This window comes from Devosia albogilva, assembly GCF_042685625.1.
GTDB classification, from domain to species: Bacteria; Pseudomonadota; Alphaproteobacteria; order Rhizobiales; family Devosiaceae; genus Devosia; species Devosia albogilva.
Window position 1 is genome coordinate 1,032,570 of sequence record NZ_JBHUNP010000001.1, and the last position, 14,706, is coordinate 1,047,275.

General features: G+C 63.6%; 12 protein-coding genes and 1 pseudogene. 3 read left to right on the forward strand and 10 right to left on the reverse strand.

Features of this window, described 5'->3' with window-relative positions; all coding sequences use genetic code 11:
- Positions 1 to 43 precede the first annotated feature (43 nt).
- The 3 genes from ACFSX5_RS05190 to ACFSX5_RS05200 all read right to left on the reverse strand — a co-directional run bounded on the left by ACFSX5_RS05190 (position 44) and on the right by ACFSX5_RS05200 (position 3,337).
- Positions 44 to 1,804: an ABC transporter substrate-binding protein gene (locus ACFSX5_RS05190; protein ID WP_386832225.1), complete on the reverse strand. Its 1,761-nt coding sequence runs from the start codon at positions 1,802 to 1,804 to the stop codon at positions 44 to 46.
- 151 nt (positions 1,805 to 1,955) lie between these two features.
- A complete protein-coding gene (locus ACFSX5_RS05195) occupies positions 1,956 to 2,285 on the reverse strand; it encodes an L-rhamnose mutarotase (RefSeq protein WP_386832226.1) in 330 nt (109 codons plus the stop codon).
- Positions 2,282 to 3,337, reverse strand: coding sequence for a Gfo/Idh/MocA family protein (locus ACFSX5_RS05200; protein WP_386832227.1), 1,056 nt, complete (start codon positions 3,335 to 3,337; stop codon positions 2,282 to 2,284). Before ACFSX5_RS05200 ends, ACFSX5_RS05195 begins: the two co-directional genes overlap by 4 nt.
- 113 nt (positions 3,338 to 3,450) lie before the next feature.
- Here ACFSX5_RS05200 and ACFSX5_RS05205 point away from each other — a divergent pair, with 113 nt between their 5' ends.
- Positions 3,451 to 4,488 (forward strand): LacI family DNA-binding transcriptional regulator, encoded by a 1,038-nt coding sequence (locus tag ACFSX5_RS05205; RefSeq protein ID WP_386832228.1) that lies wholly within the window; start codon positions 3,451 to 3,453, stop codon positions 4,486 to 4,488.
- A gap of 337 nt (positions 4,489 to 4,825) precedes the next feature.
- Here the strand turns inward: ACFSX5_RS05205 and ACFSX5_RS05210 are convergent, their stop codons facing one another.
- From ACFSX5_RS05210 to ACFSX5_RS05230, 5 genes are all read right to left on the reverse strand, one after another.
- Positions 4,826 to 5,824, reverse strand: coding sequence for an ABC transporter permease (locus ACFSX5_RS05210; RefSeq protein WP_386832229.1), 999 nt, complete (start codon positions 5,822 to 5,824; stop codon positions 4,826 to 4,828).
- Positions 5,825 to 5,836: 12 nt separating this feature from the next.
- Complete coding sequence (locus ACFSX5_RS05215; RefSeq protein ID WP_386832230.1) at positions 5,837 to 7,342, reverse strand: sugar ABC transporter ATP-binding protein; 1,506 nt, start codon at positions 7,340 to 7,342, stop codon at positions 5,837 to 5,839.
- A gap of 86 nt (positions 7,343 to 7,428) precedes the next feature.
- Positions 7,429 to 8,376: a sugar-binding protein gene (locus ACFSX5_RS05220; protein ID WP_386832231.1), complete on the reverse strand. Its 948-nt coding sequence runs from the start codon at positions 8,374 to 8,376 to the stop codon at positions 7,429 to 7,431.
- Positions 8,377 to 8,518: 142 nt separating this feature from the next.
- Positions 8,519 to 9,493 carry an NAD-dependent epimerase/dehydratase family protein gene (locus ACFSX5_RS05225; RefSeq protein WP_386832232.1) on the reverse strand — a complete coding sequence of 325 codons (975 nt, stop codon included), beginning with the start codon at positions 9,491 to 9,493 and terminating at the stop codon, positions 8,519 to 8,521.
- Positions 9,494 to 9,564: 71 nt separating this feature from the next.
- Positions 9,565 to 10,554, reverse strand: coding sequence for a sugar-binding protein (locus tag ACFSX5_RS05230; protein ID WP_386832233.1), 990 nt, complete (start codon positions 10,552 to 10,554; stop codon positions 9,565 to 9,567).
- A gap of 231 nt (positions 10,555 to 10,785) precedes the next feature.
- Between ACFSX5_RS05230 and ACFSX5_RS05235 the strand changes: the two genes are divergently transcribed.
- Positions 10,786 to 11,526 carry an ATP-binding cassette domain-containing protein gene (locus tag ACFSX5_RS05235; RefSeq protein ID WP_386832234.1) on the forward strand — a complete coding sequence of 247 codons (741 nt, stop codon included), beginning with the start codon at positions 10,786 to 10,788 and terminating at the stop codon, positions 11,524 to 11,526.
- A 17-nt stretch (positions 11,527 to 11,543) separates the two neighbouring features.
- Positions 11,544 to 12,551 (forward strand): ABC transporter permease, encoded by a 1,008-nt coding sequence (locus tag ACFSX5_RS05240; RefSeq protein WP_386832235.1) that lies wholly within the window; start codon positions 11,544 to 11,546, stop codon positions 12,549 to 12,551.
- Positions 12,552 to 12,583: 32 nt separating this feature from the next.
- Here ACFSX5_RS05240 and ACFSX5_RS05245 read toward each other — a convergent pair whose 3' ends face one another.
- Entirely contained in the window at positions 12,584 to 13,654 is a 1,071-nt protein-coding gene (locus ACFSX5_RS05245; protein WP_386832236.1) for a LacI family DNA-binding transcriptional regulator, read from the reverse strand.
- A gap of 188 nt (positions 13,655 to 13,842) precedes the next feature.
- Positions 13,843 to 14,496, reverse strand: a pseudogene (locus ACFSX5_RS05250) (acetyl-CoA C-acyltransferase); the annotation flags it as partial.
- Between the last annotated feature and the right edge of the window lie 210 nt (positions 14,497 to 14,706).

A 14,706-nucleotide genomic window follows, 5' to 3' on the forward strand; every position in this document is an offset into this window, starting at 1 on the left:
GCCTGCTGCGATGGGAGGCTGCGAAGCCTCCCATCTGGAGGAACTATTGGGTTGGCTGCAGGCGATGGATTACCAGCGCGAAGCCTTCCCAGGGCAGCGGCTGAGCGACGTACGGATCGCTCGAGGACGGGTAGCCGGTCCAGAAAGTGGTGTTGAACGGCTGAGTCTGGATTTCCTCGAACAGCGGGATCTCCGGCAGGTCGCGGGCAAAGATGGCTGTGGCCTGCTCTGCAAGGGCGACATACTCTGCGTCGTCCGGGGACGGCTGCGATGACTCCATTTGATCGAGAAGCGCATCGAGCTCCGGGTTGGCATAGCGGGTTACAGCACGAAGATTTGTCGCTGCCTCGCCTTCCGGCGCTGCGTACTTGGAGTGGAAATGCTCGAGAGTCTGCCAGGGATCGTAGAGGCTACCGCAATGCGGGTACACGCTGAGTTCGAAATTGCCCGCTGTTAGCGCTTCGGTCTGCGCAGTCGATTGCTGGACATTGACGATAGCATCGAAGCCAGCGGAAACGAGCTGCTCGCCCAGCACCGGGCCAACCGGGTCACCCTGGCCGACCTGGATGGCAATCTGCAGCGGCGAGCCGTCTGCGTTGGTCCATTTGCCGTCGGTGCTGGTGTACCCTGCCTCGGCCATCAGTTCAGCCACACGGTCTAGGTTCCGCGCATCGAGCTGGCTCAGGTCTACGGTGTCTGCGATCGCATCTACATAGTCCAGCATACCCTGATAGGACGAGAACGGCAGCACGGCCTTTTGGACGGATCCCTCGTAGGCGAGGTTGATGATCTGGTCGCGGTCGATCGCGGCGTTGATGGCCTGACGCAGCGCTACGTCGTCGAAGGGCTCCTTCTGAGTGTTGAAGCGGATGCCGACGACACAGCCGTTGGGCGCGCCCCAGACCGGCCCTTCGCTATTCCAAGCGGCCAGATTGGGGTTCTGAACGCGAATGGCTTCAAACACGCCGGACTGAATATTGCGGCCGATGTCAATCTGGTTAGTGGCATAAAGCTGCGGCATGGCTTCAGCTGTCGCCGGCACGTAAATCACGCGTTCGACCTTGGGCATCTCGGCAACGACACCGGCGTCCAGAGCCCACCAACCATCGCGAAGATCAAAGAACAGAGAACTCGCATCGGACTTGACCAGTTCGTATGGTCCGGTCCCAACGGGCCAGCCCTTTTCGAGGTCGAAATTGGCGAAGGTCTTCGGATCCTGGCCCTCCCAAATGTGCTGGGGCACGATGACGAACCGGGTGGACTGACCGGTGGCCAGGAAGTCGGCAGCCCAACGGGGACCCGGCTTGGTCAGCGTCACTTTGACGGTGAGCGGGTCAACGGCTTCCGCTGAGGCCACCCACTCGGCTATGGCGCTGGAGAACAGCAGGTCCGGCGCCGCACCCTTGAGCATGTCGAAAGTGAAAACCACGTCGCCGGCGTCGAGGGTCTCCCCATCGCTCCAGGTCACCCCTTCTCGCAGGTTGATGGTTATCTCTGTGTAGTCGTCGTTATAGCTGTAGCTCTCGCCGATCCAAGGGATCAGCTCGTTGGTGAAGTGGTTGGTGTAGAACAGAGATTCATTGACCGTGTAGTGCAGGCTGTTGCGCTGGTGCAGCAACACGCCGGCATACGGGTTGAAGTTGTCGATTGATGGGACTGAATTGTAATAGTCCCAACCTTGGCTGACGAGCGTGCGGTTACGGGGTACGTCTGGCAGGTCTTGGGCGCCTACTAGCGCGGTACCCATCATCATGGCCGCCAGAGCCGTTAGGCCTGCACGGGTGTTGCGTTCAAGTTTTGGCATGGTCTCCTCCCAATTTGCCGATGGGCCTTGTCGCCTCGTTCGGCCATCCTCAAGAACTGTCTATCGCCATATCCGATTATTGGAAAGCGCTTTCCATTGAAATTTGACCCATTCATGTGCCGTAGTCAATGGAGGCCCGTGAGACGACCGATCAGTCACCGCGGAGCTGGAAAACATGCACAAGAGGCTCCCGGCTGGGCTGACCCCCGTCCATCTCCAGCACGTCGGCCATGTAGGCGCGCCATTGGAGGATCACCGGGTGCTCCGGTACCAGAGGTTCCTGCGGCCTGTAGAGCATGTGCCCGAACACCAAGCCCAGCGGCTCGTAGACATGAATGTCGTAATGTACGCAGCCGGCCTCTCGCAGGGCGGAAAGCATCTCCGGCCAGATCGCTGCATGCCGCCGCTTATAGTCTTCAAGCTTGCCCGGGCGGATGCGTAAAAGGAAGGCGCGGGACGACACTGCATCGAGGCCGGTCATAGCGCGCCCCGCACACGCTGCAGAGCACCGCCAGATCTCGCCGATGACAGCAGTCCGGAGATGATGCTGACGCTTTGCGCCCCGGAGATGCCTGAGGACCGGTTCTGGCCGCGTCCCTGCGCCAACTCTACAAGGGCATTGACCGGACCCTTGCAGTTGTAGACCCAGTCGCCCTCCTCCAGCGGCAACATGTCGACGGTGCCGTCAGCGTGCCGGATGGATGCGTGATCCATATCGAAGTCCGCCGTGGCCATACCCTCGCTTCCGGCTAGGTAAAGGCGCATCAACGCCCGATTTCCCTGCGGCATCGCAGCCGCCCCCGACAAGCTGACGACAGCGCCGTTGGCCAGCGCGAGACTGCCGGAATTGGCAAGGTCGATGCCGTCGCGGCCAAAGACATGCCCGGCGATCGACCGCGGGGCTAGACCCGTGACGTAGAGCAACAGAGACAGTGCATGGCTGAGTTGGCCATAGGCAAATCCGCCGCCACGGGACGGATCCTGCCAGGTTCCACGGTCCGGGCGGAACATGGCGGTTTCCCATTGTCGCAAACCGCGGTGACCTTCAAACACGTCTCGAGTGGCGGAAATGAAACTCACCACCGCATGCTCGATCTCGCCGATGGCTCCGGAGGCGACCCGCTCCGCGAGTACGTTTACCTGCGGCAAGTAATTGTAGCCATTGGCAATCAGCAGATGACGATCGTGTTGCTGCGCTAGACGAGCCAACTCCCACGCTTCTTCAGGATCGAGCGTCATCGGCTTCTCGCAAAGCACATGTGCTCCAACCTCGATGGCAGCGCGGGCGTGCTCGAAATGCAGATGATGTGGCGAAGCGACCACGACCACGTCCGGTTTCCGGGAAAGCACCTCACGATAATCTTCCGACGCAAAGGCGAAGCCGAAGTGATCGCGGACAAGCGTAAGTTCGTTAGCGCCAAGGCGCGATACGCCATCCAGGACGACGTCATCGCGGGCCGCCAGCGTCGGAATGTGATTTTGCGCGGCATACCACCCAGCGCCTATCACAGCAGCACGGACCTTTGCAGGCATCCTGATCCTCAAAATTGGCAAGCGCTTTCCATTGGTGTAGGATCGCGCTTCCACGCCGTCAAGTCGAGCTTGTTGCCGCCACGGCACGGGGCTAGACAGGAGGAGGATAGCCCTTGCCGGATCCCGCTGTGCCAATCGCTTCGCCGACCTCGATTTCAACCGTACGCCTTCAGGAAGTCGCTAAAGCCGCAGGGGTCTCGACCGTCACCGTCTCGCGTTGTATGACCAATCCCGATCGCGTCTCGGCGCGCACGCGCGAGCATGTGCTAGAGGTAGCGACCAGGCTCGGCTATATCCCCAATCGTCAGGCGTCGAGCCTTGCCTCCTCCCGCACGCGGGTCATTGGGGTCGTTGTGCCCACCAGTGCCAACCCCATCCATTCAATGGTAATGCAGGGGGCTGCCGACGTTCTTGAGCCCGCCGGCTATCAGATCCTGCTGGGGCATTCGCACTTCTCTGCCGAGGCCGAGTGCAATCTCGTCCGCACCTTCCTCGGGCATCGCGTGGACGGCATCCTGCTCACGGGCAAGGATCACACCGACGAATGCCTCTATTTGCTTCAGCGGTCAGGCATCCCAATGGTCGAGATGTTCGACTACAACCCCAATCCGCTCGATATGAGCGTCGGGTCATCCAACGTTGATGCCGGCGCGGCGATCGGGCAATACCTCATTGGCAAGGGGCGGAACAACCTGGCGTTTGTCGGCCATCTCGGCCTCGATGACAGCCGCATGACTGACCGTCTCGCTGGTCTACGCCTGGCAACGCGTGAGGCCGGGCTTCCCGATCCGATCTCATACAACATCGCTGCGGTACCCGGCACCGGACAGGGCGGCGAAATCATCGGCAGCATCCTGCGCCAGCATCCGCAAGTCGAAGCGGTGGTTTTTGCTGGCCATTACGTCGCTATGGGCGCGATTCGGCATGCCGCGGATCTGAACATTGACGTTCCAGGCCGCGTTGCCATCGCCAGCTTTGGCGACACCATAATGTCCGGGTGGATACGACCAGGCCTCACGACCATCCGCTTTCCGGTGCGCGAAACCGGCATGGAGGCGGGGCGCATGATCCTGGCCCGCCTCAACCAACGAGAGCCGGCGGCCAAGTCGGTTCGCCTTGGTTTCGAAATCGTCGCCCGAGAAAGCGCCTGATCAAGGCATCGAACAGGGCCTAGCAGTGCACCCAGGGTGGAACGCCGCCGGTGTGAGCGTGCGGCTTCAACGCTCACGTTTACTGCAGCGGGCGGTTACCTTGGGGCCGAAAGCGGACCGGCAGCATAGAGGTGCTGTTTCCAGAGAAGCTGCCGTTAGACCACTGCTCCATCCAGGCGGCTTTCGACCCCATTGCGTTGCCACCGAAATGGCATCCGAATAGGGGCTGTGTCCATTCTCAAGAGATATCCGGCGAAACGCCCTTCTTCAGCAGCAGGTTTCGTCAGACCGAAAAGCTTTGTCGTCTTGGCTAGTCTAGAAATTCGCCGCAGTACCATCACGCCTGCGCTGTCTCGCCGCGGCCCAAGGATTGTCTGGCGCGGGCGGTTCGCTGCTTTTCTCGGTAGCGGTTGAACTGCTGGTCGGCGAGCACGCCGACAAGGATGACGCCGCCCATCACTGCGAAATTGAGCGAGGAGGGAATACCAAGCAGGTTCACGAGGTTCTGCAGTTCCTGCAGGAGCACCGCACCCAGAACGACACCAACGATCGATCCCTCGCCGCCCCGCAGTGAGAATCCGCCCAACACGGCTGCGGCGATGGCGTAGAGCTCGTAGAAGTTCCCGTGCGACGATGGCTGCACGGATTTGGTGAACATGGCGAAGTAGATCGCCGCCACCGCCGCCAGAACGGCGCTGATGACATAGGCGACGGTGATGACCCGCCCTGTGCGGACGCCGGAATAGCGGGCAGCTTCTTCGTTCCTGCCAACCGCATAGAGGTGGCGCCCGAACACGGACCGGTGCAGCACCACCCACGCGATCGCCGCCACCAGCAGCATGGCGAAGAAGGAATGCGGCACGCCGAAGGACCGCCCGAGGGTCAACCACTCCAGTTCGGGATAGCTGGCGCCGAACGGAAATCCGGCGGTGGCCTCACCGGTATAGCCCCGCGCCAGGCCGCGATAGATCAGCAACCCGCACAGGGTGACCACGAAGGGTTGCATCTTGAGCCGGGTGATCAGGATGCCATGGGCGAGCCCCATGATCGCTCCGAGCCCTAGCGTGATGAGGATGGCCAGCGGCCAAGACACGCCGAACTTGCCGACCATCTCGACGAACAACACGCCGAGCAGGGCGATCATCGACCCCACGGCAAGATCGATGCCCCCGGTCATGATCACGAAGCCCTGCCCGATGGCGAAGAGCCCGAACAGGCCGATCAGATTGGCCGTGTTGCCAAGGTTGATCGGGGAGAGGAACAGCGGATTGCGCAGGTAGACGACGGCGCCAACCACGATGATCAGGACAGCGAGTCCCATATCCTTCTTGTGCATGAGCGCGTCCCTTCAGTTTGCGCCGACGGCGAGTTTGAGCACGTTGTGTTCGGAAAAATCGCTGCGCTGGAGACACCCGGCGACCTCGCCTTCGCGCAGCACCACGATACGATCGGAGACGCCGATAACCTCCTCCATGTCGCTGGAGATCATCACCACGGCGACGCCGTTGTCGGCGAGCCCCCGCATCAGGCCGTAGATTTCGGACTTGGCACCAACATCGATGCCGCGGGTCGGCTCATCGAAGATGATCACGCGCGGCCGCATGGAGAGCCACTTCGCCAGCACCACCTTCTGCTGGTTGCCCCCGGACAGGTTGGCGGCGAGCTGCCGCACATTGGGCGCTCGAATGCCGAGCTGGCGCCGCTGCTCATCGGCGCGCGCCAGCACGGCCGGGCCCGAGACCAGCCCTGCCCGGCTGACGGATCCCAGGTCGGGGAGGCAGACATTCTCGGCGATCGTGCTCTCCAGCACGAGCCCGGTGTGCTTGCGATCCTCTGGCACGAGGTAGAGCCCGGCTTCGATCGCATCCCGCGGGGAAAGCACCCGGTAGCGCTCACCGGCAAGCTGCATGTCCCCCGCCAGCACCGGCGCGGCACCGAAGATGGCCTCGGCAATCTCCGTCCTTCCGGCCCCCACCAGCCCGGCTATCCCCAGGATTTCAACGGCGTGAATATCGAGGTCGACGCGCGCGCCGGGATTCGCGGCGATCTCGACCTGTCGGAGGGACAGGACCACCTCACCCACGGGGCGCGCGGGCGGGATGTAGAGGGATCTGAGGTCGCGCCCGATCATCAGGCGGATCATGTTGTCGTGGCTGATCTCGTCGCGGTCGAGATGTCCGGCGACACGGCCGTCCCGCAGGCCGACGACGCGGTCGGCACATTCCTCGACCTCCGATAGCCGATGGGAGATGTAGATGACGGCGATGCCCTCGGCCCTGAGGTCGGCGATCACCTTCATCAGTGTACGGGTTTCCGCCAGCGTCAGCGATGAGGTCGGCTCGTCCATGATGACGATGCGGGCGTCGATGGACAGCGCCTTGGCGATTTCGAGCAACTGCCGCTCGGCCAGCGACAGGTCGGCTACCGGTGCGTGCGGTGGAAAATGGGCGCCCACACGGGCCAGCAATGGCGCGGCTGCCTGGTGCATGGCTGCAAGGTCCAGCAGGCCAAGCCCGCTGCGGAGTTCCCGCCCCAGAAACATGTTGGCCGCTGCATCGAGATTGTCGAAGACGTTCAGTTCCTGATGGACGAAGGCAATGCCCGCCGCCTGCGACTGGGAAACCGACAACCGGTCATAGTCCACGCCGTCCACAAGGATGCGACCTGAGTCGGGTTCAGTGACGCCACCGAGGATCTTCATCAAGGTGGACTTGCCGGCGCCGTTCTCGCCGATCAGGGCGAGGACCTCGCCTTTCATGAGGGACAGCGAGACATTGGAAAGCGCCATCACGCCAGGATAGGCCTTGGAGATGTTCTGAAGGCTGAGGAGCGGCGTGGACTGAAACTGCGACATCCGAAGCCCTGCTATGTCGACCCCGTAAGACCACCGCACCGGGCATGAGGTCGTCTGCCCGGTGCGGCCGCACTGGCCTGGGAGGATCACCCGCCGATGCGCTCCTTCAGTTCCGCCTCGAAGGCATCGACATTGGCCTGGTCGATGACCTTGGTGGGAACAATGATCAGCTCATTTTCGGGGATCTCGGAAGTGTCCCCCTCGAGATATTTCGCCATCAGGTGCATGCCCTGGTAGCCCCACTGGTAGGGGTCCTGCACCACGGTGCCGGCAAAGCTGCCTTCTCGCACCGCGCCGAGCGTGATCGGGTCCTCATCGAAGGCGATGACCGTGATCTCGCCCAGCTTGCCGGCAGCCTGCAGGGCTTCATAGATCTTGGGCGGGTTGTAGGAATAGAACCCGACCATGCAGTTGATGTCGGGATTAGCCGCCAGCACGTCGTCCACATTGGACCGGGCTCGGGCGAAGTCGACGTCGTCGCCGCGAACATCGACCAGTTCGACCCCCGATCCTTCGACAGCCTCGCGGAAGCCGGCGATGCGCTCGACGGCATTGTCCGCCCCAAGGAAGCCGACGAAGCCCATGCACTTGCCGCCGTCGGGCAGCGCCTTGACGGCGATCTCACCCGCCTGCACGCCGGCATCGGTGTTGGACGATCCGAGATAGGCGATACGATCGCTGTCGGGGGCGTCGCTGTCGGTGGTGAACAGCGGCACCTGGGCGGCGATGCGGTTGAAGGCGTCGATGGAGTTCTTCGGATCCGCCGACGAGATCATGATGGCGTCCGTGCCTGCAGCGACCAGGTCATCCATCAAGGCATTCTGCAGCGCTGCAGTCCCCTGGGCAGGGTAGCGGAATTGCAGGTCATAGCCCGGCAGTTCCTCCTGTGCCTTGGCGACACCCGCTTCCGCCAGCTTCCAGAAGTCGGAAGCGGCATTCACCACAAAGGCGAGCTGCGGTTTGTCCTGGGCCACGGCGGTGCTGGCGAGAACGGCGGCCAGTGCAGCGGCCGAGACGGCTGTTTTCAGTTTCATACGTTCCTCCCTGTCGGCCCGCGCACACGGCGTCACCCGACCTCTCCAAGAAACCCGGGGCACTCCTCTGCCTTCGGGCTGTACCTGTCCGGGCCGACTGCGGCCTCAGCCACATCGGCGGCACCGGACATTCAGTGGCGCACTAGCCTGGGTACCAGACGATGCGCGGATCATCGGGCGCGCGCTGGTAGGTCCAGGCGCGCTCCACGAGTTCGACGAAATCAACCAGCGGCCGCCAGCCCAGCAGGAGCCGGGCCTTGGCATTGTCGAGCCAGTTGCTGTGAAACGGGGTGGCAATATCGACGACGGGGACGCCGCGAGTTGAAGCCAGGTGCTCGGCGATCTCGGCGTAATCCACGGGCGCATTCATGGCGATGTTGAACAGCTGGCCCTCGGCGGCCGGGTTATCCAGCGCCGCCAGAATTGCGGAGACTAGGTCGCTGACATGGATGAAGTTGCGCCGCAGGGGCGCACCCTTCCGATCCCGTAGCAGGGGTACGGCATCCAGTTCGGCGTAGCGGGCCACGTCGGCCTCGCTGAGCAGATCGGTCCAGGGCGGACCGCCGAACTGCGCCCTGAAGCTCAGTGCGTGCCGGAAGTCGTCCTTTTCCATGATCCAGGGTGCGCGCAGGCAGCAGGTATTGATGCCGTACTGGACGCGGCACGTCTCGAGCATTGCCTCCTCCAGCGCCTTGGTCAGGGCATAGGAGCCGGGATAGGGCCGAAGAGGCGAGAGCTCGGTGATCGGCTCCTGATAGGGGTGCATGATGTGCCCGACGGTGCAATCGCCGCTGATCAGCATGAACTGGCGCGGGGTGCCGGACTGGCGGAACGCCTCCAGCAGGTTGAACATGCCCTTTACGCCAACATCCATCGCCAGCTGTGGGGTCTCCTTGACGGATGCCAGGTGAAGGACGTGAGTGACACCCTCCATGGCCGAGCGCATGGCACCGGCATCGGCGATCGAGGCGCGCACGACTTCCACGTCGGGATCATCTACCACCCGGTTGTTGCAGATCGCCCGGACCTGCCAGCCCGCGAAGCGCTCGTCAGCCCGGAATGCAGGCAGAAAGCTCGCTCCCACCTTCCCGGTCAGGCCAGTCACTAACAGTCTCAACTTGAAGCCCCTCACCCCTGATTGGTGACGGGCATGTCGCATTGCGACACGCCCGCCCATCGTCACATCCTTTACTGGGCGCAGAAGCCCGGCTCTTCGCGGGTGCAGACATCGAGGCCCGTATAGATCGGGTCTTCCACCGTCTCGCCGTTGATAAGCTGGATCATGACGTCGGGCGCACGCTGGCCCATTTCAAACGGCCGCTGGCCGACTTGTACGTGGCTGCGACCCTCGTTGAAGGCCTGCACCTGCGGCGGCAGGGTGTCGCCGGCGATGATGATGAGCTCATCGCTGGAGAGCCGATCCCTGACCTGATCGGTGACTTGGGCATAGGCCTGCGGGGCGAACTGGGCCCAACCCCCGATCAGGATGAAGGCATCGAGATCAGGATTGGCGGTGAACACGTCGGCCATTTGCTGATTGGCGAGATCCGCCTGGTCGTTGGTGAAGACCGGGCAACCCTCTATCTCGGTCCAGCCACCCTCCCCGGCCAGCCGATCTGTCCCCTCGGTTCCGGCAACCGTGTCACGGAAGCCGGCGGCGCGGGCATTGATGTTGTCAGCCGCCACGTTGCCCAGCTGCAGGCACACGGTGCCACCCTCCGGCTTCAGCCGCATGGCCTGCTCGGCCATCATCACGCCCATCAGGTAGTTGTCGGTGCCAAGGAAAGTGGCCCGTAGCGACCGGTCTGCCTCGGACAGGTCCGCGTCGACGGTCATGACGGGGATTTCGGGCGCGATCTCGCGCAGCCGGTTTGCCATGGCCGGCGCGTTGGACGGGGAAATGGCGATCGCCGCCACCCCGCGCGTGATCAGGTCGTCCACCAGTTGCACCTGCCCCGCCTCGTCGGCGCTGGAGGCAGGACCGGTGTAAAGGCATTCATACTCGGAATCGAGATTGTTGGCGGCCCAGTCCTGACAGCCGAGGTTGATCTGTTCAAAGAACGGGTTGTCGAGCCCCTTCACCACGATGGCCAGGGTCTGCTTGTCCTGCGCATGCGCGGCCCCTGCCGCCAGTGACAGGACCGCGGCCGCAACGGCCAGTCGGCTAGCATAAGTCATTGTTGTTCCTCCCTTTGCGCCGGATCGTCCGGCGGTCGTCATCGCTTGGCGACGCAACCTGTTGATTTGCTGCTCGGTGGCGGCTGCGCGAACGGATTCGATCAGGCACCGAATAATATCAGCGCGCCGCTCTAGCAGCTACGTTCATATTATGTGATAATATCATCATTCATTTGGCTGGCCCGTCAAGAGGCCATGTGCCGAACGCGGCGCACAACGTGGAGGGGGCGCATGAGCGCATTGCGACTAGAGGATGTGAGCAAGCATTTTGGGGCCATTCAGGCCCTCAACAACGTCTCGCTGGCGATCGAGCCGGGCGAGGTGGTCGGGCTGATGGGGGACAATGGAGCCGGCAAGTCGACGCTGGTCAAAGTCATCGCCGGCAATTTTGCGCCCACCGGCGGATCCGTTTATGTTGGCGGTCGCAAGGCGGAATTTCACAAGCCCCGCGACGCACAGCGAGCCGGCATCGAGGTCGTCTACCAGGACCTCGCCCTGTGCGATAACCTCTCGGCGGCTTCCAATGTATTTCTCGGCCGCGAACCCACCCGCTCCTTCGGGCCACTGCGGCTGGTCGACTACGCGACCATGCGCACCCGCTCGGCGCAGCTTTTCGCGCGCCTCAAGTCGGAGACACGCCCGCGGGACCTGGTCCGCCGCATGTCCGGTGGTCAGCGGCAGGCGGTCGCTATTGCCCGTACGCTGCTGACAGACGCACGTATCGTGCTGATGGACGAGCCCACCGCCGCCATCTCGGTGCGGCAGGTCGCGGAGGTCCTCAACCTGATCCGCAACCTCCGGGACCACGGCATTGCAGTGGTGCTGATCAGCCACCGCATGCCCGACGTGTTCGAAGTGGCAGACAAGATCGCCGTGCTGCGCCGGGGACGCCTCGTGGCCAGCAAGCGCGCCGCCGACTCATCACCAGAAGAAGTCACCGGTCTGATCACCGGGGCTATCGAAGCCGCCTAGCGACTGAGGACCACAACATGTCGACCAACAACTCAACCCTGGACCAGGTGATCGAGACCTCGCAACACCGGGGCGTCTTCTCCCGCCTTTCCAGCCACCAGACCTTTTGGGTGTTCCTCGCCGCCGTGGCAGCCTGCCTCGCCCTGAGCCTGCTCACCGATACCTTTGCGACCGAGAGAAACCTCTTCAACGTCGCACGCAATTTCGCCTTTGTTGGCATCATCGCCATCGGCATGACCGCGGTGATCGCTTCGGGCGGCATCGACCTTTCCGTCGGCTCCACGGTGGTGCTTTCCGCCATGACGGTTGCGGTGCTCATGGAAAGCGGGATGCCCATTTGGGTCGGCATCCCCGCTGCACTTGGGGCAGCCGTGCTGGTCGGGCTCGTGAATGGGGTGCTGATTGCTTATGTCGGCATGCCAGCCTTCGTGGTCACGCTCGGCATGCTCTCCATGGCTCGAAGCCTCGCCATGGTGCTGTCCAACAACAAGATGATGTACGAGTTCGGGCCCGACCACGCCCTGCTCCTGGCGCTGGGTGGGGGCTCCACGTTCGGTCTGCCTAATCCCTTGATCGTGCTTGCCGCCGTGGCCCTTTTCGCCGGCTTCGCTTTTCGGTGGACACGCTGGGGGCAGCACCTGTTTGCCATGGGCGGCAACGAGCAGGCGGCGAAGCTGACCGGCATCGCCGTCAAGCAACTCAAGGTCTCGGTCTATGTCTTCTCGGCGGTCACGGCCGGCATTACCGGCATCCTGGAGGTCGGCTGGCTCGGTGGCGTCACCACCAATCTCGGTCAGGCCATGGAACTGTCGGTCATCGCGGCAGCCGTGATCGGCGGAGCCAATCTGGCGGGCGGCGTGGGCACGGCCTTCGGCGCCGTGGTCGGTGCCCTGCTGATCGAGGTGATCCGCAACAGCCTGATACTGCTCGGCATCAGCACCTTCTGGCAGGGGGCGTTCGTCGGATCCTTCATCGTCATAGCGGTCGCTTTTGACCGCGTGCGGAACTTCCGCTCCCAGGACTAGGCCCTTTGCGGAGGCCGCCCCGCGCGGCCTCCCTACCCTGCTACGGCAACCGCAACACCCGACTGCTGGCTCACCGCAGTAGAGGCGCGGGGGACCAGTTCGCACTCCACCTTGATCCGGGTTCCCTTGACGTTCAGCCCGTTGGCCCGGTCGAGAAGCATCTCCGCGGCCACCCGGCCCATTTCGTACTGGGGCAGCACTAGCGTCGTCAGCGGCGGGTGCATGGATCGCGCGATCTCGCGATCATCGAACCCCACCACGGCCACATCGTCTGGGATCGACAGCCCCAGCTTGCGAAGCGCATCGTAGCAGCCCACCGCCATGAGGTCGTTGGCGCAGAAGATCGCGTCCGGCGGATTGTCGAGCGCCATGAGTTCCATGGTCATGGCGTATCCGGCGGACGGCTCCCAGTTGCCGGGCCGCACCAGAGCAGGATCGAAGGGGATGTCGTTGCTGGTCAGTGCCTGCCGATAGCCCTTCAGGCGATCGCGCGGATTGTCCAGTCCCTGCTGGCCGTTGATCAGGGCGATGCGCCGACGGCCGATGCCGATCAGGTGTTCCGTCGCCACCCGCCCGCCAAGCAGGTCCGCCGGGATCACCGACGGCAGCACGCCCTGCTCGTCATAGCAGTTCACGAGAACGGTGTTGTGGGCATCGAACGCCTCCGGCAGGTGGACCTGCCGGGTCAGGATGGTGCCGTATATCACCCCCACCAGGTCAGGCCTGGCGAAGCTTGCCAGCAGGTCGGCCTCGATGTCGGCATCCGCATGGCTGACTGCCATCAGCACATTGGTGCCGAGGTTGAGGGCCCTGTCCCGCGCGCCTTCGAACGCCAGCGACATCCAGGGGTCGGTGGAGACCTCGTCGGCGATGAACAGAATGGTGGAGCGACCGGCCGGTGCACTCTTCTGGCTGCGGCGAACGAACTTGTAGTTGAGCCGCTCCGCCGCCTCAGTCACCCGTTGACGGGTCGCATCGCTCAGGCGGGCCAGCTTGCTGCCGCTCAGCACGAGCGAGACAGTCGCCTGAGACACGCCTGCAGCGGCCGCAACGTCCATCATGGTCGGACCCGTGCCGCCGGACCGCCGTTTCGCTTTCGTCATGAACCTAGATGCTTCCCAAAGACATAACAGCATCGCTGCCCGTCTCATGAATATCAAGAGATGGCGTGACGAGCGCTGCCCATGTAGCGATCTGCGGCCCTAGCGGCAACCGTAGCGCCGTAGATGGGACGCACTGGGGCCGCAAGCGGACTGGCAGCTTACAGGCGGCATTCATGGAGAACCTGCCCTCAAGTCCGCTCGAGTGCGACTGCGATCCCCTGACCGACGCCGATGCACATGGTGGCAAGGGCTCGCCGGGCGTCGGTGAGGCTCAGCTGCAGGGCGGCGGTGCCGGCGACGCGGGCGCCGCTCATGCCGAGCGGGTGGCCCAGCGCGATGGCGCCGCCATTGGGATTGATGTGCTCCCCATCCTCGGGCAGGCCGAGGTCCCGCAGCACCGCAATACTCTGGCTGGCGAAGGCCTCGTTCAGCTCGATATCGTCGAAGTCCGTCGGCTGAAGGCCGAGGCGCTGGCACAGCTTGCGGGTGGCGGGCGCCGGTCCCATGCCCATGATGCGCGGGGGCACGCCCGCCGCGGCCCCGCCCACAATGCGGGCCAGTGGCGTCAGACCGTAGCGGGCGATTGCCGCCTCGCTGGCGACCAGCAGCGCGGCAGCACCGTCGTTGACGCCGGACGCGTTGCCGGCGGTAACGGTGCCGCCCTCCTTGCGGAACGGCGTCGGCAACCTGGCCAGAGCCTCGAGCGTGGTATCGCCACGCGGGTGTTCGTCCACCTCGACCAGTTTCGGGTCACCCTTGCGCTGCGGGATTGCGACCGGCGTGATCTCGCGCGCCAGACGGCCATTCGCCTGTGCGGCAGCGGCCCGCTGCTGGCTGCGGATGCCGGCCACTGCGGCGGCGACATCCGCAAACGTCTTGTCCATCCTTGGTCCTTCTATTCGGTGCCGAACCGGAGCTGATCCAGCGACTGCAGTCCGAGCCGGAGGCTCGCCCCTGCGGCGGTGGCCATCTGCGGCAGCACCAGCCATTCCAGCGTCCAGGCGGCGGCACCGAACGCTCGTTCTCATGCACCATCTCCTGGTGATCGGGGC

Excerpts from the sequence above, each read along its gene's own strand:
- ACFSX5_RS05190 (WP_386832225.1), bottom strand. The coding sequence starts at position 1,804 with ATGCCAAAACTTGAACGCAACACCCGTGCAGGCCTAACGGCTCTGGCG.
- ACFSX5_RS05195 (WP_386832226.1), bottom strand. The coding sequence starts at position 2,285 with ATGACCGGCCTCGATGCAGTGTCGTCCCGCGCCTTCCTTTTACGCATC.
- ACFSX5_RS05200 (WP_386832227.1), bottom strand. The coding sequence starts at position 3,337 with ATGCCTGCAAAGGTCCGTGCTGCTGTGATAGGCGCTGGGTGGTATGCC.
- ACFSX5_RS05210 (WP_386832229.1), bottom strand. The coding sequence starts at position 5,824 with ATGCACAAGAAGGATATGGGACTCGCTGTCCTGATCATCGTGGTTGGC.
- ACFSX5_RS05215 (WP_386832230.1), bottom strand. The coding sequence starts at position 7,342 with ATGTCGCAGTTTCAGTCCACGCCGCTCCTCAGCCTTCAGAACATCTCC.
- ACFSX5_RS05220 (WP_386832231.1), bottom strand. The coding sequence starts at position 8,376 with ATGAAACTGAAAACAGCCGTCTCGGCCGCTGCACTGGCCGCCGTTCTC.
- ACFSX5_RS05230 (WP_386832233.1), bottom strand. The coding sequence starts at position 10,554 with ATGACTTATGCTAGCCGACTGGCCGTTGCGGCCGCGGTCCTGTCACTG.
- ACFSX5_RS05235 (WP_386832234.1), top strand. The coding sequence starts at position 10,786 with ATGAGCGCATTGCGACTAGAGGATGTGAGCAAGCATTTTGGGGCCATT.
- ACFSX5_RS05240 (WP_386832235.1), top strand. The coding sequence starts at position 11,544 with ATGTCGACCAACAACTCAACCCTGGACCAGGTGATCGAGACCTCGCAA.
- ACFSX5_RS05245 (WP_386832236.1), bottom strand. The coding sequence starts at position 13,654 with ATGACGAAAGCGAAACGGCGGTCCGGCGGCACGGGTCCGACCATGATG.